Origin of the sequence: Micromonospora sp. CMU55-4 (assembly GCF_011602315.1) — a bacterium.
Classification (GTDB): Bacteria; Actinomycetota; Actinomycetes; order Mycobacteriales; family Micromonosporaceae; genus Micromonospora; species Micromonospora chalcea.
In genome coordinates this window covers 148554-172498 of record NZ_JAAOLH010000015.1, presented here as the reverse complement: position 1 = coordinate 172498, position 23945 = coordinate 148554, and the positions used below count along the sequence as shown (strand labels likewise).

Below are 23945 nucleotides of genomic sequence, written 5' to 3'. Positions count from 1 at the left end.
CGGGGGGGGACGTGCCGGGGCCCGGGGGGGCAGGCTTGGCGCCCGCCGCGGGCCCGGGCCCCCCCCGCCCCCGCCGTGCGCCAGCGCCACCCGCCCCCGCCCCCGCCCCCGCCCCGGCCCCTCGCGCCCCTGGCCCCCCGCGCCCCGCCCGCCCCCCGCCAGGGTGATCAAGGAGTTTGTGGGTGAATTGGAGATCAACGCGGACGCGAACTCCTTGATCACGGGGTGAGCGGTGCGGGTGTGCGTCGATCATGGAGTTGTGGTCCCCGCGGATCGGGCATAGCGGGCGGAATGAGGGCCACAAGTGCAAGATCGGCGGGGCGGGGGTGGGGAGGGGCGGGAGTTACGGGAGCTCGTCGGGGGTTCGGGTCAGGACGAAGGTGGCTATGTCCAGGGCTACCGGGGTTCCTGTTTCGTCGCGGATCACCGTCAGGATCTCGCCGTCCTGGGAGCCTGCGCGGCCCCGCCACCGGTCCAGGCCCTCGCGGGTGAAGCGCAGCAGCGGTCTGCCGACCTGGCCGCCGACCAGGTCACCGGCGGCGTCGACGCGGAACTCGTACTCGCCGCCCATCCACCACCAGCGCCCGGTCAGCGCGGCCACGTCGGCGGCGGGCGGGTCGGCCGGGCGCCAGGGGGCGGGCGCGGCCGGTTCGGCGTCCAGCACCAGTGTGAGCGCTTCCCGGCCGAGCGCGCCGATGTGGTGGCCGCGCAGCCCGTACGAGTTGGCGAAGTTGACCACGGCGGTTCGGGTGGGCCGGTGCACGGCCAAGCCGGCGACGTACCCGGGCATGGATCCGCCGTGCCCGACGTACACCCGGTCGCCGACCCGGTAGAGCTCGATGCCGAGGCCGTGCCCGCCGGTCCACGAGTCGAGGTCGTTGATGACCATGGGGGCGCACATCTCGGTGAGCGTGGCGGGGGAGAGCAGCGCCGGGTCCGGGTCGGCCAGGAACGTGGCCCAGCGGCCCAGGTCCTCGACCGTCGACCAGAGCTGGCCGGCCGGCGCCATCGCCGCGGTGTCGGTGAGCGGCTCCTCCCGCAGCGTCTCGTGCCAGGGGTGGACGACGTATCCGCGGGCGTACGGCTCGGTGGGGTGGTACGTGGTGCGGCGCATGCCCAGCGGGGCCAGCAGCCGCTCGGTCAGCAGCTCCGCCCAGGGCGTGCCGGTGATCCGTTCCAGCGCGGCGCCGAGCAGCCCGTACGCCAGGTTCGAGTAGTGGTAGACGAAGTGCGGCGGGTAGGCGATCTTGTCCGGGGTCAGCCCGGCGAGCAGGGTGTCCAGGTCCGTGCCCCCGACCCGCTCCCACCAGTCGCCGTCCGGCTCGCGTTGCAGGCCGCTGACGTGGCCGAGGAGCTGGCGCACCGTCACCGAGCCGACCGGGGTGCCGGGCAGGTGGGCGTCCAGCGGGTCGTCCAGTGACAGCCGGCCGGCGTCGCGCTGCTGCATCACCAGCACCGCGGTCATCGTCTTGGTGATCGAGCCGATCCGGTACTGCAGGTCGGCGTCGGGGCGGGGCGTCTCACCGGCGACGGCGAGGTGCGCCAGCCGGCCGTCGCGGACCACGCCGAGAGCGAGCGAGGGGCCCCGCCCCTCGGCCTGGGCCCGGGCGACCAGCAGGTCCACCTGACGCGCGGTCTCGGGCAGCAGGGGCATCTCGTCCTCCTCATCGGCGGTGGGCGCGGTACGCCGAGCCGAGCCTAGCGATCATGACAGTTCGATGACACGTGCGTTGACGTGTCAGGATTGTTCTCGTGGACGCCGTGTTCTGGATCGTTCTGGGTGTGGTATTGGCGGTCGCCGAGATCTTCACGACGACGCTCTTCCTGATCATGTTCGGGGTCGGGGCGTTCGCCGCGGCCGGCGCCGCGGCGCTCGGTGCGCCGGTGGCGCTGCAGGCGGTGATCTTCGCGGTGGTGTCGGCGTTGTCGGTGGCGGTGGTCCGTCCGGTGGTCCGGCGGCACGCGCGGCCGGCGATCGAGACCGGGGAGCAGCCGTTCGGGGTGGAGGCGCTGGAGGGGGCCACCGCTGTGGTCCTGGAGCCGGTCGACTCCGAGCGCGGGATGATCAAGATCGATGGTGAGCTGTGGACGGCCCGCTCGTACGACGCGACGCGCTCGTACGCCGAGGGTGAGCGGGTGCAGGTGATCAAGGTTCGGGGCGCTACCGCCCTGGTATGGCAGGACGACATTTCCACCCCGGGCGAGCTGCCCGAAGCGAAAAGGTGAACGGTATGGAGTTTCTGGCGATCCTGATGATCGCGGTGGCGTTGATCGGTGTGGTGACGCTGTTCAAGGCGGTGCGGATCGTGCCGCAGCAGCGGCAGGACGTGGTGGAGCGGCTGGGCCGGTACAAGCGCACGCTGAACCCGGGCCTGAACCTGCTGGTGCCGTTCGTCGACGCGGTACGCACCAAGGTCGACATGCGTGAGCAGGTGGTCAGCTTCCCGCCCCAGCCGGTGATCACCTCCGACAACCTGGTCGTCTCGATCGACACGGTCCTCTACTTCAAGGTCGTCGACTCGGTTCGCGCCACCTACGAGATCTCCAACTTCCTCCAGGCGATCGAGCAGCTGACCGTCACCACGCTGCGTAACGTGATCGGCTCGCTGGACCTGGAGCGCGCGCTCACCAGCCGCGAGGAGATCAACCGGCACCTGTCCGGCGTGCTGGACGAGACCACCGGCCGCTGGGGCATCAAGGTGACCCGGGTCGAGATCAAGGCGATCGAGCCGCCGCCGAGCATCCGCGACTCGATGGAGAAGCAGATGCGCGCCGAGCGGGACCGCCGCGCCGCGATCCTCAACGCCGAGGGCCACAAGCAGTCGCAGATCCTCACCGCCGAGGGTGAGAAGCAGGCCGCGGTGCTGCGCGCCGACGGTGACCGGCAGGCCCGGATCCTCCAGGCGGAGGGCCAGGCCAAGGCGATCCGTACCGTCTTCGACGCGATCCACACCGCCAACCCGAGCCAGAAGGTGCTGGCCTACCAGTACCTCCAGGCGCTGCCGCAGATCGCCAACGGCACTGCCAACAAGGTCTGGATCGTCCCGACCGAGCTGACCAAGGCCCTGGAGGGCATGGGCGGCGCGCTGGGCGGGCTGGCCAACATGGCCGGCGACGTGCCGTCGCCGGAGGCCGCCCGCAGCGCCGGTGAGGTCGAGCGGGAGGCCGCCGAGGCCGCCCAGGCCGCGGCCGTCGCGGCCCAGGAGATCCACAACGAGGTACGGGTGGCCGAGGCGCAGGCCACCGGCGGCAACGCCCCGCAGGGCCTGCCCGCGCCGGAGCCGGTGTCGCCGGCCAGCCTGGTGAACGACCCGGCGGACCAGCGCGAGCGGGGCTGACCGGCAAATCCGAAAAGTCCTCATACGGCGCTCCGGCGACTGCCACCATCGGTCTTGAGGACGGGTGGTGAGCAGGGCCGGAGCGCCGTCGCGTGTCCCGGGCCACCCGCGGCGCGAACGAGGTGACCCATGAAGGACCCGGCGAACCGGCTGTTCTCCCGTACCCCGGTCCCCGGCGCGCACGACCCCGCCGGGCCGATCGGCTCCCGGCGTACCGGAGGGGGGTTCGGGGTCCTGCCGTTCGTCTCCGAGCCCGGCCCGGGCGCGCCCGCCACCGACGCGACCTGGGCCTGGTCGATCCGCCGGTTCGCCCGCGCGGCGGTCTGGCTGCTGCCCGCGTACGCGGTGCTCTACGGCCTGGTGGCGATGGCCAGCGACGGCGGGGTGGGCAACGACCCGTACCCGGCCGACGGCCGGCCGCTCTACCTGGTCGGCTGGGTCGCCTCGGTGTGGCTCGGGCTGCTCGCCCTGCTCGCGCTCACCGGCCTGCTCGCCGCCACCCGCTGCCGCCGCGTCGCGCTGGCCGGGCTGCTCGCCAGCATCGGCGGGATGGTGCTGATGCTCCCGTTCGCCGGGCTGGCCGAGCAGACGCCGGTGTTCGGCGTGACCGCGCGCGGCATCGTGCTGTTCGGCGCCACGCTCTACAGCGTGGGCTGGTTCCTGACCGGCTGGTCGGTGGCCCGGTCCGGGATGTTCTCCTACGGCGACGGGACCATGCTGATGATCGCCGCCCCGCTGCTCGGCCTGGGCGGCGCGCTGATCGGCTCGCTGCAGACGTTCGGCGCGATCTTCGTGCTGGTCGCCGGCATCGGCATCGGCTACCGCAGCGGCCGCCTGGTGCCCGAGACCATCGCCCGGGACGCCGCAGCCGCCAGCGTCGCCGCCGCACCCGTGCCGCCCGTGTCACCGAAGGGCCCACTCGGGGCGGGCTGACCGGTTCGGAGCTGGGCGGTTGCCGTGAAGTAACTGACAGTTGCCTGGCGAGGTGGCCGGTAGGCGGCTTTCGTGGCAATCCTTGCCTTCATGCCGTCACCCAGGTCGCCGCTGTCGCGGCTGTTCACCGTGCTGCTGGCCGGCCTGCTCGCCGGGCTCGTCCTCGCGGTCGCCGCGCTTCCCGCCGGACTGCTCGGCGGGTTCGCCGCCCGGGCGGCGCTCGGCGCGTACGCGGACCTGCCCGACGCGCTGCGCACCCCGGCCCAGCCGCAGCGCTCCTACCTCTACGCCAACGACGGCAAGACGCTGATCACCACGTTCTACGACGTGAACCGCACCGACGTGTCGCTGGACGAGATCGCCCCGGTGATGCGGCAGGCGATCATCGCGGCCGAGGACCGGCGGTTCTACTCGCACGGCGGCGCGGACCTGCGCGGCATCGCCCGGGCGCTGGTGGCGAACGTCAAGGGCGGCGGCACCGAGCAGGGCGGCTCCACGCTGACCATGCAGTACGTCCGCAACGTGCTCAAGACCGACCCGAACCGCACGCCGGCGGAGCGGCAGGCCGCCACCGAGCAGACCGTCGGGCGCAAGCTCCAGGAGATCCGGTACGCGAACGCGCTGGAGCAGTCGCTGTCCAAGGACGAGATCCTCAACCGCTACCTCAACATCGCGTACTTCGGCTCCGGCGCGTACGGCGTCGCCGCCGCCAGCCAGCGCTACTTCGGCAAGGCCCCGGCCGACCTGACGCTGGGCGAGGCGGCGCTGCTCGCCGGTCTGGTCCAGTCGCCGGAGGCGTACAGCCCGATCGACGGCGACCTGGACCAGGCGCTGGCCCGCCGGGCGTACGTGCTGGACGCGATGGCCGAGACCGGCGCGATCACCGCCCAGCAGGCCGCTGCGGCGAAGGCGCAGGCGCCCACGCTGCGCCCGACCGCCCAGCCCAACGGCTGCACCGCCACCGCCCAGGGGCACGACGACTGGGGCTTCTTCTGCGACTACCTGCGCCGCTGGTGGCTCACCCAGCCCGCGTTCGGCGCCACCCCCGAGGAGCGCGAGCAGGCGCTGCGCCGGGGCGGCTACCGCGTCGTCACCACGCTGGATGCGAAGATCCAGCAGACCGCGCAGGAGCAGGCCACCAAGGTCTACGGGTACGGCAACAAGCGCGCGCTGCCGATCGCGGCGGTCGAGCCCGGCACCGGCCGGGTGCTCGCCATGGCGGTGAACCGGCACTACAGCCTCGACGCCAACCCGGACGGGCAGGCCAACCACCCGAACACGGTCAACCCGCTGATCTCCGGCGGCGCCAGCGTCGACGGCTACCAGGCCGGCTCGACGTTCAAGATGTTCACCATGCTGGCGGCGCTGGAGGCCGGCAAGCCGCTGTCCACCGGCTTCGACGCCCCGAGTCGCCTGCCCACCCGGTACGCCTCGGACGACGAGGGCAACTGCGACGGCACCTGGTGCCCGGCGAACGCCAACCCGCAGTGGATGGACGGCTACCGGATGATGTGGGACGGCTTCGGCCGCTCCGTCAACACGTACTTCGTCTGGCTGGCCGAACAGGTCGGCGAGGACAAGGTGGTGGAGATGGCGCAGCGCCTCGGCATCACCTTCCGGGCCGACTCCGACGCCACGTTCGCCCGCGACCACGCCGCCGACTGGGGCGCGTTCACGCTCGGCGTGGCCGCCACCACCCCGCTCGACCTGGCGAACGCGTACGCGACGGTGGCCGCCGAGGGCACGTACTGCACGCCGCTGCCGGTGGTCTCGGTGACCACGCCCGACGGCGGGAGCGTCGACGTGGGGCAACCGGAGTGCAAGCGGGTCCTCGACCCGGACGTGGCCCGGGCCGCGACCGACGCGGCCCGCTGCCCGGTCGGCCAGCAGTCGGCGTTCGGGCAGTGCAACGGCGGCACCGCCACCGCCGTCGACTCGATCGTCGGCCGCCCGGTCGCCGGCAAGACCGGCAGCTCGGAGCGGAACGCCACGGAGACGTTCGTCGGGTACACCCCGCAGGTCGCCGTGGCCGGCATCGCCGCCAACCCGGACGACGTCACCGACCTGGTCGGCTCCGCCGTGCAGGCGAAGGTGATCGACGCGGTCGCGCGGACCATCAGGACAGCGGTCACCGGCGAGCCGGTGGCCGACTTCACCGCGCCGAGCCGGGCGCTGGTCGGCGACCCGCAGCGTCCGCAGCCGCCCCGGCGGACCGAGCCGGACCGCCGCGAGCAGCGCGAGGACCGCGACGACCTGCCCTCCGACGTGCTGCGCTGGCTGCGCGACCGCGGGTAAGGAAGGGCCCCTTCTTAACGCCTCCGGTAGTAAAGGGGCCCCTTCTTAACGCCGCCCCCCGGCGCGCGGCCACCCGCCGTCTCCGGTCGCCCCGGCCCGCCTTGATCACGTCCTGGCACCAGTTCCACCGGTCCAGCACCGCCACCCGGCCGGTCAGGCGGGCCACCGCCACGGTCCGGGCCATCGCCGCCGCGCGGACCGTCGCCTCCAGCGCCGGATGGACGGTACGGCCGAACAGCGCCACCCCGTCGGCCCGGCCGAGTGCCCGGGCCAGCCGGTTCCACAGTGGCCGCCCACCGGCGTTCTCGAAGTACCGCGCCCGGACACCTCGCCGGCGCAGCCGCTCGGCCAGCGCCTTCGCCTGGTTGGTCCTGCCGGAGCCGTCGACGCCGAGCAACGCGATCATCACAGGTCGGGCCACGCACCCGGATGGTGGCGGCGATCATCAACGGCCGCTGATGATCGACTTGTGATCGACCGGTGACGCCGGGCGACAGGCTTGGGCTCGCCTTCCGGCACCACGGAAGGCGTACCCGAATCGAGGAGGCGTCCATGGAGAAGGCCACGATCGAGCAGGCCGGCAAGAAGAAGCTCTCGCTGAAGGTCCGCAAGCTGGAGCGGCTGGAGACCACCGTCATCCGCGAGAGCAACGGCGCCTGATCCGCGCCGGCACCCCGGTCGCCGCCACCTACCGCGGCGGCCGGGGTGCCGCTTCCCGTCTTCCGCCGAGCGTTAGTGAGGTTGCGGTCCCATGCTCAAGCCGCGCGTCAAGAGTGTCCACGAGCCCTACACGCTGCCGGGGAACCGGCTGATCATCGGTCTGATGCAGTACGGCGTCGCGTCGGAGATCCAGGACGACGAGGACGGCACGATCGCCCGCATCCTGACGTTGCTGGACGGCACCCGGTACGTGTGGGAGGTCTGCGCGGACCTCGCCGAGACGCACCCGGGCATCGACGAGGACAGCGTCCGCGAGGTGGTGGAGCAGCTCATCGCGCAGGGCTTCGTCGAGGACGCGGCGGCCACGCTGCCCGACGGGTTCACCGCGGAGGCCGCGCAGCGCTACGACCGGGCCCGGCACTTCTACGCCTGGATCGACACCCAGCCCCGCAGCTCGCCCTTCGAGGTGCAGGCGCGTATCGGGCGGGCGCGGGTCTCCGTACTCGGTCTCGGCGGCACCGGCACGGCGGTCGCGGCCGGACTCGTCGCCAGCGGCGTCGGCGGCCTGCACTGCGCCGACTTCGACGTGATCGACCAGCCGAACCTGACCCGCCAGCTGCTCTACACCGAGAGCGACCTCGGCCAGCCGAAGGTGAAGGTCGCCGTGGACCGGCTGCGGGCGATGAACTCGCACGTCGACGTCACCGGGGAGGAGTGCCGGGTCCGCTCCGCCGACGACCTGGTGCCGCTGATGAACGGGCGGGACGCCTTCGTCCTCTGCGCGGACCGGCCCGTCGACCAGATCCAGGACTGGACGAACGAGGCGGCGCTGCGTACCGGCACGCCGTGGTTCATGGCGCTCTACACCGGGCCGATGACGGTCGTCGGCTCGTTCCTCCCGGGCCGCACCGGGTGCTACACCTGCCTGCGGCGGCGGCCGGACAAGCACGAGATCCAGACCGACGGCACGCCGCTGCGCGGCGGGGAACGACCGAACGCGGTGATCGCCGCCACCGCGAACGTGACCGGTCACCTCTGCGCGCTGGAGGTGCTCTACCACCTCGGCGGGCTGCCTCAGCAGGTCGCCGGCCGGGTCTTCCACCAGAACGCCGCGCGCTGGGACCACCACTACTTCATCGACGTGCCGCGGGACCCGGACTGCCCCTCGTGCGGTCCGCGCGGCGCGTGAGGACCGGGCGATGACGACCACCGGGGTCGAGGCGGCGCCGGATCTGGGCGCCGCGACGCGGGTACGGTTCCACCCGCTGCGGATCCGGCCGTCCGACGACGACCCGGACTCGGTGGTGGTGGGCCGGCCGGAGGTCGGCGAGTTCGTGGAACTGCCCGCGATCGGCGTCCGCGCCGTCGAGCTGCTCGACGGCGGAGCGCCGATCGGCGTGGCCGAGGAACGGATCGCCGCCGACCACGACGTGGACCTCGACCTCGTGGACCTGGTGCTCGCGCTGCGGGAGGCGGGCCTGGTGGCCGAGGTCGACGGCCGGCCCACCGGCGACGCCCGCCGCGAGGACCGGCCGCACCTGCCCTGGCTGCGGGCCCGGCACGTGCGCTGGCTGTTCGGCCCCGCGGCGAAGGTGGCCTACGTCGCGCTGGTCGCGGCGACGCTGGCCACAGTGGTACGCCGTCCCGAGCTGCTGCCGTCGTACCGGGACTTCTTCTGGACCGGCTACGTCGGTCTCGCCGTGCTCGTGAACACCGTGCTGTTCTCCGGGACGGCGGTGCTGCATGAGTTCAGTCACCTGGTGGCGGCCCGTTCGCTGGACGCGCCGGCCCGGATCCGGTTCGCCACCCGGCTGCACCATCTGGTCCTGGAGACCGACGTGACGGCCATCTGGTCGGTGCCGCGCCGCCACCGGTACCGCGTCTACCTCAGCGGCCTGCTCTGGGATTCCGCCGTGGTGTGCGCCGCGCTGCTGGTGATGGCGTACGCCCGGCCGCATCCGCTGGTCGGCGGCCTGCTGTCCGCCGTCGTTCTGGTGATCGTCATGTCGATGGCGCTGCAACTGCACGTCTACATGCGTACCGACTGCTACTTCGTCCTGCTGGACGTGCTGCGGTGCCGCAACCTGTTCCAGGACGGCTTCGCGTACGCCCGGCACCTGCTGCGCCGGGGTCTGCACGCGGCGCTTCCCGGCCGGGTGACGCCGTCGGCCGGGGACCCCACCGCCGTCCTGCCGCCGCACGAGCGGCGCGCGGTACGGATCTACGCGCTGGCGGTGGTGGCGGGCAGCGCTGTCGCGTTGTCTAGCTTCGTCCTGTTCGGAATCCCGATCGTCGCGCACGGCGCGATCCAGGCCGGCTCGGCCGTGCTGGCCGGCGCGACCGGCGGAAGCCTGCTCGCGGCCGTGGACGGCGCGCTCGTCCTGCTCGTCGAGGGCGCGCTCCAGGCGATGTTCCTGGTCACGTTCTACCGCCGTCACTCCCGGCGGCGCCGGGCGCGGGCCACGTCCGGTCAAGCGCCGCACGCCGCGCCGGACCCGATCGGCTGACCACCGACGACGACCGGACACAGTGGTGTGTCCCCCCGGTCACCGCTGGTACGCGTCACCCCCTGGCCTCGCGCGAACTCGTCTAGGGTGGGCCGGAGGGCGATCTTGACGTGGTCGCCCGGGTCCGCGCGCTTCGGGGGGAGCGAATGGTGCCGGCGGTCATGTTTCGGCTGCTCGGCCCGGTCGAGGTGTGCCTCGACGATCGGACGGTCCGCGTCGGTGGCCCCCGCAGTCAGGCCATGCTCGCCGCGTTGCTGCTGGAAGCCAACCGGATCGTCCCGGTGTCCCGTCTCATGGACGCGGCCTGGGGCGGCCATCCGCCGGCGAGCGCGGACGTCCAGGTCCGCAACCGGGTCGCGGCGGCGCGACGGGCGCTGCGCGCCGCCGGTCTGCCCGGCGACGTGATCGGCACCCACGGCTCCGGATATCTGCTCACCGTCGCCGAGGGTCAACTCGACCTGGACGTCTTCGAGGAACGGGTACGCCGGGCGGAAGGGCTCCTCGACCGGGGCGGCGCCCCGGAGGAGGCGGTGTCCGGGCTGCGCGAGGCGCTGGCGATGTGGCGCGGTCCGGCGCTCGACGGCCTGCGTACGCCGGCGCTCACCGCGGCGGCGCAGCGTCTCGACGAACGGCGGATGACAGTGGTCGAGCGCTGCCTCGGCCTGGAGCTGGGCCTCGGCCGGTACGACAGTGTGATCGGCCGGCTCACCGAGCTGGTCGAGGCGTACCCGTGGCGGGAGTCGCTCGTGGGTCAGCTCATGCGGGCCCTCTACCTGGCGGACCGGCAGGGCGAGGCGCTGGACCGGTTCGACCAGTTGCGCCGCCGCCTGGCCGAGGAGCTCGGCATCGACCCCACGGCCCAGCTGATCCGGCTGCGCGACCTGATCCTGCGCAACGACCCCAGCCTCCGGTCGGCGCCCGACGCGGGCCCGGTCGTCGCGCCGCCGGACCACCCGCCCGCCGCCGGACAGCGCCCGGCCGCCGGCGCACAACACGGAATCGCCGCACAGCACGGAGGCGCCGCACAACACGGTGCCGCCGGACCGGACGGGGCCGCACGCCCGCCGGTCCGGATGCTTCCGGCCGGCCTCACCGACTTCGTCGGCCGGGAGGAACAGATCGCGGCGGTCCTGGAGTGGCTTCCGGAGCGGCCGGCGGTCGCCGTGACGGCGATCAGCGGCCTGCCCGGCGTCGGCAAGACCACCCTCGCGGTCCGGATCGCCCACCAGCTCGGCCCGGCGTACCCCGGTCCGCACCTCTACGTGGACCTGAACGGGCACGACCATCCGGCGCCCCCGGTCGAGGTGCTCGGGCGGTTCCTGCGGGCGCTCGGCGTGCCCGGCGCCCAGATCCCCGCGGACCTGGAGGAACGCGGCGCGCTGTTCCGGGGCGCGATGGCCGAGCGGCCCGGAGTGGTGCTGCTGGACAACGCGGCCGACGCGGCGCAGGTGCGCCCCCTGCTGCCCGGGACGGACACCGTCGTGCTGGTCACGAGCCGGCGCGCGCTCGTCGACGTCGACGGCGCCCACCAGCTGCGGCTGGAGCCGCTGCCCGAGGCGGACGCGCTGCGGCTGCTGGCCGGCATCATCGGCCCGGACCGCGTCGCCGCCGAGCCCGGCTCCGCGTCGGACGTCGTCCACCACTGCGGGCTGCTGCCGCTGGCGGTGCGGATCGCGGGCGCCCGGCTGGCGATACCCGGCGTGCTGTCGCTGCGGCAGGCGGCGGCGCAGCTCGCCGAACTCTCGCACCGGCTGGACCATCTCGCCCGCGCCGACCGCAGCGTACGGGCGGCGTTCCACTCGGCGTACGTGGCGCTGGACGAGCCGGCCCGCCGGCTGCTGCGCCGGTTCGCCGTGCTGGACCTCGACCGGGCCCCTCCGTGGCTGCCCGCCGTCCTGCTCGACGACGAGGCGGGCGCGGCGAACGCGGTCACCGGTCTGGTCGAGGCCAACCTGGTCGAGGTGACCGGGCCGGACGAGCTGGGCCAGGTCCGCTACCACCTGCACGATCTGGTCCGCGCGTTCGCCCGGGAGCGCGCCGCGCGGGAGGAGGGGCCGCGGGAGCGGCCGGAGGTGCTGCGGCGCGTCTTCGGCACCTGGCTGACGCTGACCGAGCAGGCCCGCGTGGCGCTGAGCCAGGAGGGCGGCGCCGTCATCGTCGCCGACCTGCCGAGGTCACCGGCGCCCACCGGCGAGCACCTGCGCGACCCGAAACGCTGGTTCGGCGCCGAACGGGCCGCCCTGCTCGCCGGCATCGAGCAGGCCGCCGCGACGCCCGGCCTGGAGGACTACTCCTGGGCGCTGGCCTGGCACTGCGACTACTACCTGTTCGTCGACGCCCGGGTGGACGACCTGACCCGGGTCACCGAGATCGGGCTGGCGGCCGCCGAGCGCCGGCGGCACCCGGAGGGGATCGCCCGGCTCCGGCTCTGCGTGGCGTTCGCGGCCCTGCTACGCAGTGACCTGGAGGCCGCGCTCGGCTACGCGCGGGCCGCCGCGGCGGCGGCCGAGCCGCTCGCCCAGCCCTGGCTGCGGGCCGACATCGCCGGCGTCGAGAACCAGGTGTACGAGGGACTGGGGGACCGTCCGGCGGCACGCGCCAGCCTGGTCCGCTCCATCGAGCTGTACCAGGAGGCCGGCGACGAGGTGGCCGCCGGACCGAAACTCGCCCGGCTGGGCGTCCTCCAGTTCCAGGAAGGCGATCCGGCCGCCGGGGAGACGCTCGCCCGGGCCGTCGCGCTGCTGCGGGCCGCGGGCACGCCCCGGCCGCTCGCGTTCGGCCTGCGCGCGTCGGGCCGCTGGCACGACCACCGTGGCGCGGTGGACGAGGCCCGGGCGGCGTACCTGGAGGCCCTGGAACTGGTCCGGCGGCACGGTGACCGGCTCGGTGAGGTGGCGCTGCTCAGCGAGGTCGCCGCGATGCTCGCGGGGCACGGCCGGCTGGGCGAGGCGGCCGGATACGCCGACACCGCCCTGGAGCAGGCCCGCGAGATGCGGGTCGCCGCCTACCTGGCCTACGCCCGGTACGCCCAGGGACGGATCAGCCTGATGTCGGGCGACCCGGCGCGGGCGCGGGTCCTGCTCGAACAGGCGGCCGACGACCTGACGGCCAGCCCGCCGCTGCAGCTGGAGGCCCTGATGGACCTGGCCCGGGCGGTGGAGCGGCTGACCGGGGCCGAGGCGGCCCGGGACGTCTGGCGACGCGCCCACGAGGTGGCCGCCCGGATCGGGGCCACCGCCACGGCGGACGAGATCGAGCGGCGGCTGGCCGGACCGTAGCCTGGCCGGGAGTCGTCGGGGCCGGGTTGTCGGATCCGGCCGGGCGGCTCCGACCCACCGGCGAGCGCGCCCGACCGGGACGCGCCGCAACGCGGAGGAACACATCATGGGCACTGTCAGCTACGGGGTGCACACGTCCGTCGACGGCTTCATCGAGGGGCCGAACGGCGAGTTCGACTGGCCGCAGATGGGGGAGGAGCTGTCCGCGTACTCGATCGACCTGGCCGAGCGGGCCGACGCCTTCGTCTACGGGCGGCGGGTGTGGGAGATGATGGCCTCCTACTGGCCGCAGGTCGAGTCGATCTCCGACCACCCGCACGACCTGGCGTTCGCGCCGATCTGGCGGCGTACCCCGAAGATCGTGGTCTCCCGCACGCTCGCCGAGGCTCCCCACGGCGCCGTGGTGGTCGGCGGCGGCGACCTGGCGAAGGAGTTCGCCGAGGTCCGCGAGCGGTTCCCCGGTGACCTGCTGGTCACCGGCGGCACCGGCGCGGCGACGGCGCTGGCCGCGCTGGGGCTCGTCGACACCTACGAGGTGATCGTGCACCCGGTGGTGCTCGGCGGCGGACGGCAGGTGCTGCCCGACCTGGCCCGCCAGCACCTGCGGCTGGTCGAGACGCGTCAGTTCGACGGGCGGTCGGTGCTGCTGCGCTACGCGCGGGCCTGACGCCTCAGCGGCCCCGGCGGCGGGGCCGGTACGTGGCGAGCGCGGCCGGTACGCCGCGGCGCACGATGCCGGCCCGGTCGCTGTCCCCGCGCAGCACCGCCGCGGCGGTCTTGCGGGCCTGCTCGGCGGTGAAGTGCGGCGGCAACATCAGCTCGGCCGGGTCCACCACCGCGTTGACCACCACCGGCCGGTCCGCGTCGAGCACCCGCTGCCACAGGCCGTCCACCCGGTCGGGGGAGTCGACCAGCTCACCGCCGAGGCCCAGCACCTCCGCCCATTTGTGGTACGCCACGTCCGGCAGGTCCTGGCTGTCCGGGAACATCGGGGTGCCCTCGCTGGACCGCTGCTCCCAGCTGACGAACGCGAGGTCACGGTTGTTGAGCACGAGCACCACGAACCGGGGGTCGGCCCACTCCCGCCAGTACTTCGCCACAGTGATCAGCTCGTTGACGCCGTTCATCTGCATCGCGCCGTCGCCGAGCAGCGCGATCACCGGGCGGTCCGGGTGGGCGAACTTCGCCGCCAGCGCGTACGGCATGCCGCCGCCCATGGACAGCAGCGTGCCGGAGAGGCTGGCCAGCATGCCGGGGCGCACGCGCACGTGCCGGGCGTACCAGGCGGTGGCGGTGCCGCAGTCCACGGCGAGCACGGCGTCGTCCGGCAGCGCGTCGTCGAGCGAGGTGAACAGCGACTGCGGGTTGACCGGGTCGGCCGGCTGCGCGGCCACCTCGCGTTGCGCGGCCCGCCACTTGCCGGTGGCGTCGGCGAGGGTGGCCCGCCAGGCGGTCTGGCCCGGCCCCGGGCCCAGCTCCCGGAGCAGGGCGCGCAGCGTCGGTCCGGCGTCGCCGGTCAGGTTCACCTCGGTCGGGTAGCGCAGCCCCATCCGGCTGCCGTCGATGTCGATCTGCACCGCCCGGGCCTGCCCCTCCGGCGGGTAGAACTCCGAGTACGGCATCTGGCTGCCGACGATCAGCAGCCGGTCGCACTCGCGCATGAGTTGCCAGCTGGGGCGGCTGCCGAGCAGGCCGATCGCGCCGGTCACCCAGGGCTGCCGGTGGTCGACGGCGGTGAAGCCGAGCAGCGCGGTGGCCACCCCGGCGCCGAGCCGGTCGGCGATCCGGCGTACCTCGTCCTCGGCGCCCAGCGCGCCCTGCCCGACCAGCATCGCCACCCGCTCGCCGCCGCGCAGCACCTCGGCCGCGCGGCGCACGTCGGCCTCCGGCGGCACGGTCGGCTCGCTGCTCGGCACCGCGCTGGTGTGGTAGTAGCCGTGCGCGTGCGGCGGGTGCGGCACCGCCGGCAGGTCCTGCACGTCGGAGGGAAGGACCAGGGCGGTCACGGTACGCCGGGCCAGCGCGGTGCGGCAGGCCCGGTCCACCAGGTGCCGGGCCTGCGACGGATCGTCGAGCTGGGCCAGGAAGGCCGACGCCACGTCCTTGTAGAGCGAGAGCAGGTCCACCTCCTGGTAGTAGCCGCCGCCCTCGGCGGGCAGCGCGGTGTGCCCGAGCAGCGCCACCACCGGCTGGTGGTCGAGCTTGGCGTCGTAGAGGCCGTTGAGCGCGTGGATCGCGCCCGGGCCGCTTGTCACCACCACGCAGCCGAGCGGGCCGCCGCCGTACTTGACGTGCGCGCCGGCCGCGAAACCGGCGGTCTCCTCGTGCCGGACCTGGATGAACCGGGCGCGTCCCTCGGCGCGTTGCAGCGCCGAGGTCATGCCGTTGATCCCGTCGCCCGGGTAGCCGTAGTAGCGATGCACGCCCCACTCGGCGAGCCGGGCCACCAGGTAGTCGGCGACTGTGGCGTCGCGGGGGAGGTTGCCGTCGTGATCCGCGCCCATCGTGGTCCCTCCGTCGCGTCGGCCTTCCGGCTCCGTTCCCCGCCCGGGGCGGCGGAAACCCGGCCCGTGCCGGAGCGGCCCGGCGGGCCGGGCAGAATCGCGTGGTGCCCGTCCACGAGATCACCGACCCCGACGACGACCGGATCGCCGACTATCGCGCGCTCACCGACGTGGAGCTGCGTACCCGCTGGGAACCGCCGCACGGGCTGTTCATCGCCGAGGGGGAGCTGGTGCTGCGGCGGGCGCTGCGGGCCGGCTACCCGGCCCGGTCGTACCTGGTCGACGCCAAGCGCGTGGACCAGCTCGCCGATCTGGACACCGGTGACGCGCCGGTGTACGCGGCCACGCCGGACGTGCTCCAGCGCGCCACCGGCTTCCACGTGCACCGGGGCGTGCTCGCGTCGTTCCACCGCAAGCCGCTGCGCTCGGCCGACGAGGTGCTGGCCGCCGCCCGGCGGGTGGTGATCCTGGAGGACGTCAACAACCACACCAACCTGGGCGCGATCTTCCGGGGCGCGGCAGCGCTCGGTGTCGACGCGGTGCTGCTGTCGCCGACCTGCGCCGATCCGCTCTACCGGCGCAGCGTACGGGTCAGCATGGGCGAGGTGTTCGCGGTGCCGTACGCGAAGCTCGACAGCTGGCCCGGCGGGCTGGACCAGGTCCGGGCGGCCGGGTTCACCGTGCTCGCGATGACGCCCGCGCCTGATGCCGTACCGATGCAGCGGCTGACCCCGGCGCAGCGCGAGCGGGCGGCGTTGCTGCTCGGGGCGGAGGGGCCGGGACTGACCGCGGCGGCGCAGGCCGCCAGCGACGTGCGGGTGGTGATCCCGATGCGGCGCGGCGTGGACTCGCTGAACGTGGCCGCCGCGGCGGCGGTGGCGTTCTGGGAGCTGGGGCGGGACGACCCGCTCTGACGACCGGCTTGCATGACCATGCGACGGCGTGCATAATCTTCCTTGTGTCCAAGGTTCTCACCTCCCTGCCCATCGGCGAACGTGTCGGCATCGCCTTCTCCGGCGGCCTCGACACCTCGGTCGCGGTCGCGTGGATGCGCGACAAGGGCGCCATCCCGTGCGCCTACACCGCCGACATCGGCCAGTACGACGAGCCCGACATCGCCTCGGTGCCCGGCCGCGCCCACACCTACGGCGCCGAGGTCGCCCGCCTCGTCGACTGCCGCGCCGCCCTGGTCGAGGAAGGACTGGCGGCGCTGACCTGCGGCGCCTTCCACATCCGCTCCGGCGGGCGGGCCTACTTCAACACCACGCCGCTGGGCCGGGCCGTGACCGGCACGCTGCTGGTGCGCGCGATGATCGCCGACGACGTGCAGATCTGGGGCGACGGCTCGACGTTCAAGGGCAACGACATCGAGCGGTTCTACCGGTACGGCCTGCTGGCCAACCCGCAGCTGCGGATCTACAAGCCGTGGCTGGACACCGACTTCGTCACCGAGCTGGGCGGCCGCACCGAGATGTCGGAGTGGCTGCTGGAGCGCGGCCTGCCCTACCGGGACAGCACCGAGAAGGCGTACTCCACCGACGCCAACATCTGGGGCGCCACCCACGAGGCCAAGACGCTCGAACACCTGGACACCGGCATCGAGACGGTCGAGCCGATCATGGGCGTGAAGTTCTGGGACCCGTCCGTGGAGATCCCCACCGAGGACGTCACCATCGGCTTCGACCAGGGCCGCCCGGTGACGATCAACGGCAAGGAGTTCGGCAGCGCCGTCGACCTGGTGCTGGAGGCCAACGCCATCGGTGGCCGGCACGGCCTGGGCATGTCCGACCAGATCGAGAACCGGATCATCGAGGCCAAGAGCCGGGGCATCTACGAGGCCCCCGGCATGGCGCTGCTGCACGCCGCCTACGAGCGGCTCGTCAACGCCATCCACAACGAGGACACGCTCGCCAACTACCACAACGAGGGCCGCCGCCTCGGCCGCCTCATGTACGAGGGCCGCTGGCTGGACCCGCAGGCGCTGATGCTGCGCGAGTCGCTGCAGCGCTGGGTCGGCACGGCGGTCACCGGCGAGGTCACGCTGCGGCTGCGCCGGGGCGAGGACTACTCGATCCTCGACACCACCGGCCCCGCGTTCAGCTACCACCCGGACAAGCTGTCGATGGAGCGCACCCAGGACTCGGCGTTCGGCCCGGCCGACCGGATCGGCCAGCTCACCATGCGCAACCTCGACATCGCCGACTCCCGCGCCAAGCTGGAGCAGTACGCCTCCGTCGGCATGGTCGGCGGCGGCAACCCGCAGCGGGTCGTGGGCGCCGCCCAGGCGGCCTCGACCGGGCTGATCGGCGCCATGCCGCAGGGCGGCGCCGAGGCCATCGCGTCCCGGGGCGTGCCCACCGCCGAGGACGAGGCGCTCGACCGGGCCGCCATGGAGTTCGGCGTCGACTGATCCGCCGTTGGCCGGCTCGTCCTCCCCGGCGAGCCGGCCAGTGCGGCCCTCGGCAACGACGGTGACGCAGGGTAGCGTGTCGCCCGTGTTCCCTACCGTGCGTGAGGTCCTGGACCTGGTGCCGATGCGCCACGGTGCGCCGCGCCTGGTCGCCGGGAACGCCGGGCTGGACCGGCCGGTGCGGTGGGTGCACATCGCCGAGGTGCCCGACATCGCCACCCTGCTCGGCGGTGGGGAACTGGTCCTGACCACCGGGATCGGGCTGCCGGCCGACGACGCCGGGCTGCGCGAGTTCATCGGCACCCTGGCCGACGTCGGCGCCTCCGGACTGGTGGTCGAGCTGGGCCGCCGGTACCTCACCGGAGTGCCCCGGGTGATGGCCGCCGCCGCCGAACGCCGCGGCCTGCCCCTGGTCGAGCTGCGCCGGGGCACCCCGTTCGTCCGGATCACCGAGGCGGTGCACGGGCTGATCGTGGACGCCCAGCTCACCGAGCTGCGCGCCACCGAGGAGATCCACCAGCGGTTCACCGACCTGTCGGTGGAGGGCGCCGAACCGGCCGAGGTGCTGCGGCAGGCCGCCGAACTGGCCGGCTGCCCGATGGTGCTGGAGAACCTGTCCCGGCAGGTGCTCGCGTACGACCCGGCGGGGGAGAACGCGGAACTGCTGCTGGACGGCTGGGAACAGCACTCCCGGCAGATCCGCCCGGCCGGGCGCACCGCGTACGACCCGGGCAGCGGCTGGCTCGTCACCACCGTCGGGGCGCGCGGGCAGGACTGGGGACGGCTGCTGCTGCGCTGGCCCGTCGCCGAGTCCACCCCGCCGACCCGGCTGACCATCCTGATCGAGCGGGCCGCCTCCACGCTGGCCCTGGGGCGGCTGATCCGGCGCGACGCCGAGGGCCTGGAACGGCAGATCCACCGTACGCTGCTGACCGCGCTCATCGACCACTCCCGCCCGGTGGACGAGGTGGCGCTGCGCGCCAAGGCGCTGGGCGTCGTCCTGGACCGACGGCACCTGGTCGGCGTGGTGGTCCGGCACCGTGGCGACGAGCCGGCCGCCGGCCCGGGCGCCGACGCCGACCCCGAGGCCGGTCCGGCCCGCCTGCGCGACCTCGCCGAGGCGGTCGGCCAGGCCGTGCGGGACGCCAAACTCACCGCCCTGACCAGCGCCGTCGACGACCATGCGGTGGGGGCGTTGCTGGCCCTGCCCGACGCGGCCGACGAGGAGAAGGCACTCGCCGCGTTCGCCACGGCGTTGCGCCGGGTACGCCTCGACGCCGCCCCGTCCCGCCCTCCGGCCACCCGTACCGTGGTGGCGGCCGGTTCGGGCGTGGGCAGTCTGCGCGAGGCGCGCCGCTCACTCGTCGAGGCGCGTCAGATCGCCGAGGCGGCACGGCGGGACCCCCGAGACCTGCCCTGCTACCGGCTGCCGCACGTCGGGCTGGCCGGTCTGCTGCACCTGCTGCGCGACGAGCCCCGGCTGCAGACGTTCGTCGAGCGCGAACTCGGGGCACTGCTCGCGTACGACGCCCAGCACCCACGTGAGCAGTTGCTCGGCACGCTGCGCGCGTACCTGGAGCAGGGGCGGAACAAGTCGGCGGGCGCTGCCGCGGCGCACCTTTCCCGGCCGGCGTTCTACGAGCGGCTGGCCCGGATCGGCCGCATCCTCGACGCCGACCTGGACTCGGTCGACAGGTGCCTGTCCCTGCACGTGGCCTTGCTGGCCCTCGACGCCATCCGAACCTCCTGACCCACCCCCGGGCCGTCACGCCGGTCCCGCCGACCCCGCCGATCTTGGACTTGTGGCGCCCGAGATGCCCAAAACCGCGGCTTATGCGCGCCGCCACAACTCCAAGATCGATGGGGCCGAGGCGGTGATCATGAGGTTAGGCCGGTGTTTTGCCCGGATTCGCCCCGCCAACTTCATGATCAACGCGGCGGGCGGGCGGGGGGTGGGGGTGGGGGTGGGTCAGGTTAGGGCGGTCAGGGTTTTGGCGTAGGGGGGCGGGACGAAGTTCGGGCCGGCGGGGGTGAACACGTCGGAAGTGGCGGCCGCCTGCCAGGCGGTGTCGGGCAGGGCCGCGACCAGGGCGCGTACCACCGGGGCGTCGCGCCACTGGTCCTGCTGGGCGAGCAGGCTCAGCGCGACCACCGACTCCTCCACCTCGCCGACGCACTCGAACGGCTTGTGCCCGTCGACGCCGAGCAGTTCCCGGTAGCCGGGCACCTGGGACTCGTCGGCCAGCAGGTCGCCGCCGAAGATGCCGGTCAGCCGCTCCCGGGGCATGAACGGGGCCATGGCGAGGAACACGAAGCGGCACTTCGGGCAGTCGCGGCACCAGCGCTCGCTCGCGTCGCGCAGCTTGAACGCGGCGTTGCAGCTGGTCACTACCGCGTCGTACCGGTCGATCTCGGCGAACAGCCGGGCGATGTGCAGCTCGGACAGGGAACGCAGCAGCGAGAAGTACGGCTCGGTGAGCCCGGCGTGCTCGGCCAGCGCCGCGCGCAGCAGCCCTTCCGCCTCGACGCCCTTGGACCACTGATGGTTGATCTCGTGGCCGTTCCAGATCAGGTTCGGGTCGGACGCCGAGCGCTCGTTCGACATCACCACCGGGCCGAGCCCGTGCAGGACGGCGGTGGCCACGGCGATCAGCGAGTTGATCGCGGTGACCGGAATGTGCCCGTTGCGCGCGCCGGCCGCGTTCAGCTCGAACAGCACCGGGTCCAGCCGCCGCCGGGCGGCCAGCGGCACCAGGTCCGACGCCTCGTTCACCGCCACGATCACGTGGTTCGGGTTGACCGAGAAGGGCACCGGGTCGAGGCCGGCGCGGCGCAGCGCCTCCAGCGTGACGATGGAGTCCTTGCCACCGCCCACCGCCGACAGCGGCCGCCGGTCGGAGTTGTCCAGCGCCGGCGCCGGATCCACCGTCCCGGCGGGCACCTCGGGACGCAGCTCCAGCACGTGCGGCAGCTCGTTGCGGTACGCGTACTCGGCGAGGCCCTTGGTGTAGACGGCGGTGACCAGCTCGACGGCGGCGGCGCCCAGCGGCGCGGGCAGCACCAGCCGGGGTGGCGCGGCGGCCTTGTAGTAGCTGACACCGGCCACCACGTGCAGCAGCTCCAGCACCCGCGCCAGGGTGGCCGCCGTGGTGTCGGAGACCGGCTCGGCCGGCAGCGGGAGCGTGATCACCTCGGTGAATCGCCGCTCGCCGTCGGGACCGGTCAGGGCGTAGTCGAACAGGACCTCGCCGGTGGCGAAGTCGATCGAGTAGGACGGGAAGGTGAAGGCGTCCATCCGCCGCAGCTGCTCGTTGGGCACACGCCATACTAGGCCCTGGTTCGTCCGCCCGTGTCCGGCTGGGCCGACCCCCACCGCCGTGCACCGACCGAGTCCGAGGAGAGCCCGTGCGCCTGTCTGATCTGCGCGGACGTCATGTCGCCGTCTGGGGCGCCGGCCGCGAGGGCCGGGCCGCGGTGACCGCGATCGCCGCGCACGGGCCGGCCGGCCTGGTCGTCGTCGACGACAGCGCCAACTTCCTCACGCTGCCCTGGGAAGGTCCGCTGGCCGACGCGGCGCCGCTGGTGACCGGCGAGGCGGGCTTCGACCGGCTGGCCGCCGCGGACGTGGTGGTCCGCTCGCCGGGCGTGCCGAACACGCACCCGTGGATGGTGGAGCTGCGCCGCCGGTCCGTGCCCGTCACGCAGGGCAGCGCGCTGTGGATGGCCGACCACGCGGACCGGACCGTCGGGGTGACCGGCAGCAAGGGCAAGAGCACCACGTCCAGCCTGATCAGCCACCTGCTCACCGCGATGGACCGGCCGAACGTGTTCGGCGGCAACATCGGGGTGCCGCTGCTGGACCTGCCGGAGGCGGAGCTGTACGTGCTGGAGCTGTCCAGCTACCAGTGCGCCGACCTGACCGACTCGCCCCGGGTGGCGGTGGTGACAGCGCTGTTCCCCGAGCACCTGGACGCCCACGGCGGCGAGCGGGAGTACTACCGGGACAAGCTGAACCTGATCGCGCACGGCCCGCACGCCGTGGTGGTCAACGGCGCCGACCCGCGCCTGGCCGCGGAGCTGGGCGACCGGGCCGCGATCCGGGCCGGCTCACCGGACACCACGCACGTGTCCTCCGGCCCGGACGGCACGCAGTGGTTCCACCTGCGGGACACGCCGCTGTTCCCGCGCGCGGCGCTGCCGCTGGTCGGGCGGCACAACGAGGGCAACCTCTGCGTCGCGCTCGCCGTGCTGGACGCGCTCGGCGTCGACGTGGTGGCGCGCAAGGACAGCCTCGCCGTCGCGGTCGCCGAGTTCCAGGGCCTGGCGCACCGGCTGACCGAGATCGCCGACCCGTCCGGGCTGACGTTCGTCGACGACACGCTCGCCACCAGCCCGTACGCGGCCATGCACGCGATCGACGCGTACGAGGGGCGGCCGTTGACGGTGATCGTCGGCGGCGCCGACCGGGGGCTGGACTACAGCCCGTTGCGCGCGCACCTGGCCGACCGGGAGATCACCGTGATCGGCGTGCCGGACAGCGGCCCCCGCATCGTGGAGGCGCTGTCCGGGCTGCCGTCGGTGCGTACCGAGCTGGCCGACGACCTGGTCGCCGCCGTCGGGCTGTCCCGCAAGCTCACCCCGGCCGGCGGGGTGGTGCTGCTGTCCCCGGCCGCGCCGAGCTACGGCCGGTTCCGCAACTTCGAGCACCGCTCCGAGGTGTTCGCGCAGGCGGTGGCGGACACCGCCCGCTGAGTCAGCCGCGTTCCGCCCGGGCGTCCCGCGACGGCCCCGGCTCGGCCGACAGGAGCGCGTCGAGCGACTCGGTGGGCGCCGAACTGTCCACCGGTTCACGCGGCCCGGGCGCGGTGGCGGCGACCGCCGTGCCGGCGGCGGGTGCCGCCTCGGCGCGGGCCGGCCGCTGCTTGACCGGGGTCCAGGCGAACGCGAGCGCCCCGCCCACCAGCGCCAGCAGCATGCCGACCAGGAACCCGCCCAGGTTCGAGGTCAGCCAGGAGACCAGCCCGAGCACCAGGGAGAGCACCGCGTAGAAGACCCGTTGCTGCGGGGTGGTGATCAGCAGCACGCCGCAGATCACCAGGATCGCCGGGACCAGGTACGCGGCCAGGCCCTGCGGCCCGACGTGCAGCAGGACACCGAGCGGCGCGCGCAGCGTCACCAGCATCTCCGCGCCGCCGAGCGCGATGAGCAGCCCGGCGGTGAACGGTCGCGCGCGCCGCCAGCGCCGCCAGCGTGCGCGGACGCCGGCGGCCGTGTGCTGTCCCGGGCTCATGTCAGCACCCGTCGGAGCTGAAGCCCATGCGCAGGTTGGGCAGCGTGAAGATCGCGGCGGTGGTGGCGTAGTTGTTCTGCCGCAGGTTGGTGATGGTCACCGTGTCGGCCTGCTGGGCGAACACGCCCGGGTTGCCCTTGACCCCGGGGACCTTGTCGACGGTGCTGGCGTCCTGCCCGACGTCGATGTTCTTGAAGGAGGCGTTGCCGGCGATCTCGTCGCCGTCGACGACGAGCGTGCGGGCGGTGACGGGCTTACCGGAATTGCCGGCGGTGATCCGCAGGTTGGTTCCGCCGAGGTTGATGCTCTGGCAGAGGTTCGTCAGTTCGGCCTTGTCGATGGCCGAGACGATCACGAGCACCTGCCCGCCGGTGTCGCCCTGGTTGGGGCTGTCCGGGATCATCTGGTCGAGCGTGGCGAACTGCTCGAACCCGGTCCCCTCCAGTTTGTCGGCGGTGACGGTGAACGGCATGCCCGAGATGGCGAACTGCGCGCCGAGGACACCCTGCGCGGTGAGCATCACCATGCCGGCCGCGCCGACGGTCACGGTGCCGAGCGTGACGGCGAACCGGCGCCAGCGTACGCCGCTTCTCGGTTGATCGATCTGCTCCGACATGCTGGCTCCCTTTCGAGATCAATTCATCCGCGACGATGTGAATTGGATTCGCGGGGCGTCCGCGCCGGGTGGGCGCAGGCCGAAGTTACCGCTGAGTAAAAGGCCGGTCAACTG

General features: G+C 73.6%; 18 protein-coding genes. 13 read left to right on the top strand and 5 right to left on the bottom strand.

From position 1 onward, the window contains the following. Nucleotides 1-343: 343 nt before the first annotated feature. Nucleotides 344-1654: a serine hydrolase gene (locus HA073_RS24025; protein ID WP_166457340.1), complete on the bottom strand. Its 1311-nt coding sequence runs from the start codon at nucleotides 1652-1654 to the stop codon at nucleotides 344-346. A gap of 98 nt (nucleotides 1655-1752) precedes the next feature. Here HA073_RS24025 and HA073_RS24020 point away from each other — a divergent pair, with 98 nt between their 5' ends. The 9 genes from HA073_RS24020 (at nucleotide 1753) to HA073_RS23980 (ending at nucleotide 13678) form a co-directional block, all read left to right on the top strand. Further along, nucleotides 1753-2226, top strand: a complete 474-nt coding sequence (locus HA073_RS24020) for an NfeD family protein (protein ID WP_030504273.1) — start codon at nucleotides 1753-1755, stop codon at nucleotides 2224-2226. A gap of 5 nt (nucleotides 2227-2231) precedes the next feature. Continuing rightward, on the top strand, nucleotides 2232-3338 hold the full coding sequence (locus HA073_RS24015) for an SPFH domain-containing protein (RefSeq protein ID WP_043329729.1): 1107 nt from the start codon (nucleotides 2232-2234) through the stop codon (nucleotides 3336-3338). Nucleotides 3339-3467: 129 nt separating this feature from the next. After that, nucleotides 3468-4271, top strand: coding sequence for a hypothetical protein (locus HA073_RS24010; RefSeq protein WP_166457339.1), 804 nt, complete (start codon nucleotides 3468-3470; stop codon nucleotides 4269-4271). 90 nt (nucleotides 4272-4361) lie between these two features. Next, nucleotides 4362-6566 (top strand): transglycosylase domain-containing protein, encoded by a 2205-nt coding sequence (locus HA073_RS24005; protein WP_205798368.1) that lies wholly within the window; start codon nucleotides 4362-4364, stop codon nucleotides 6564-6566. Nucleotides 6567-6667: 101 nt separating this feature from the next. Then, nucleotides 6668-7039: a hypothetical protein gene (locus tag HA073_RS30370; RefSeq protein WP_043329734.1), complete on the top strand. Its 372-nt coding sequence runs from the start codon at nucleotides 6668-6670 to the stop codon at nucleotides 7037-7039. A 278-nt stretch (nucleotides 7040-7317) separates the two neighbouring features. Further along, a complete protein-coding gene (locus HA073_RS23995; RefSeq protein WP_166457337.1) occupies nucleotides 7318-8415 on the top strand; it encodes a TOMM precursor leader peptide-binding protein in 1098 nt (365 codons plus the stop codon). A 10-nt stretch (nucleotides 8416-8425) separates the two neighbouring features. Beyond that, entirely contained in the window at nucleotides 8426-9733 is a 1308-nt protein-coding gene (locus tag HA073_RS23990; RefSeq protein ID WP_166457336.1) for a hypothetical protein, read from the top strand. A 161-nt stretch (nucleotides 9734-9894) separates the two neighbouring features. Then, the gene (locus HA073_RS23985) at nucleotides 9895-13011 is read left to right on the top strand and encodes a BTAD domain-containing putative transcriptional regulator (protein ID WP_166457335.1); all 3117 of its coding nucleotides are present in this window, start codon (nucleotides 9895-9897) and stop codon (nucleotides 13009-13011) included. Nucleotides 13012-13117: 106 nt separating this feature from the next. Further along, nucleotides 13118-13678, top strand: a complete 561-nt coding sequence (locus HA073_RS23980) for a dihydrofolate reductase family protein (RefSeq protein ID WP_064445359.1) — start codon at nucleotides 13118-13120, stop codon at nucleotides 13676-13678. A 4-nt stretch (nucleotides 13679-13682) separates the two neighbouring features. Here the strand turns inward: HA073_RS23980 and HA073_RS23975 are convergent, their stop codons facing one another. Further along, nucleotides 13683-15515, bottom strand: a complete 1833-nt coding sequence (locus HA073_RS23975) for a thiamine pyrophosphate-requiring protein (RefSeq protein ID WP_069087720.1) — start codon at nucleotides 15513-15515, stop codon at nucleotides 13683-13685. Between HA073_RS23975 and HA073_RS23970 the strand changes: the two genes are divergently transcribed. The 3 genes from HA073_RS23970 to HA073_RS23960 all read left to right on the top strand — a co-directional run bounded on the left by HA073_RS23970 (nucleotide 15473) and on the right by HA073_RS23960 (nucleotide 19675). Next, nucleotides 15473-16429 (top strand): TrmH family RNA methyltransferase, encoded by a 957-nt coding sequence (locus HA073_RS23970; RefSeq protein ID WP_369830103.1) that lies wholly within the window; start codon nucleotides 15473-15475, stop codon nucleotides 16427-16429. The two genes, HA073_RS23975 and HA073_RS23970, sit on opposite strands and share 43 nt — an antisense overlap. Nucleotides 16430-16473: 44 nt before the next feature. Beyond that, nucleotides 16474-17925 carry an argininosuccinate synthase gene (gene argG / locus HA073_RS23965; RefSeq protein ID WP_064445361.1) on the top strand — a complete coding sequence of 484 codons (1452 nt, stop codon included), beginning with the start codon at nucleotides 16474-16476 and terminating at the stop codon, nucleotides 17923-17925. 76 nt (nucleotides 17926-18001) lie between these two features. Continuing rightward, nucleotides 18002-19675 (top strand): PucR family transcriptional regulator ligand-binding domain-containing protein, encoded by a 1674-nt coding sequence (locus HA073_RS23960; RefSeq protein WP_166457334.1) that lies wholly within the window; start codon nucleotides 18002-18004, stop codon nucleotides 19673-19675. 219 nt (nucleotides 19676-19894) lie between these two features. Here the strand turns inward: HA073_RS23960 and HA073_RS23955 are convergent, their stop codons facing one another. Further along, nucleotides 19895-21244 (bottom strand): hypothetical protein, encoded by a 1350-nt coding sequence (locus tag HA073_RS23955; protein WP_166457333.1) that lies wholly within the window; start codon nucleotides 21242-21244, stop codon nucleotides 19895-19897. Nucleotides 21245-21330: 86 nt separating this feature from the next. Here HA073_RS23955 and murD point away from each other — a divergent pair, with 86 nt between their 5' ends. Further along, on the top strand, nucleotides 21331-22677 hold the full coding sequence (gene murD / locus HA073_RS23950; protein ID WP_166457332.1) for a UDP-N-acetylmuramoyl-L-alanine--D-glutamate ligase: 1347 nt from the start codon (nucleotides 21331-21333) through the stop codon (nucleotides 22675-22677). A 1-nt stretch (nucleotide 22678) separates the two neighbouring features. Here the strand turns inward: murD and HA073_RS23945 are convergent, their stop codons facing one another. Both HA073_RS23945 and HA073_RS23940 read right to left on the bottom strand, forming a co-directional pair. Beyond that, complete coding sequence (locus HA073_RS23945; protein WP_166457331.1) at nucleotides 22679-23215, bottom strand: DUF6114 domain-containing protein; 537 nt, start codon at nucleotides 23213-23215, stop codon at nucleotides 22679-22681. A gap of 1 nt (nucleotide 23216) precedes the next feature. Next, nucleotides 23217-23831: a DUF6230 family protein gene (locus tag HA073_RS23940; RefSeq protein WP_030500319.1), complete on the bottom strand. Its 615-nt coding sequence runs from the start codon at nucleotides 23829-23831 to the stop codon at nucleotides 23217-23219. Nucleotides 23832-23945: the final 114 nt, after the last annotated feature.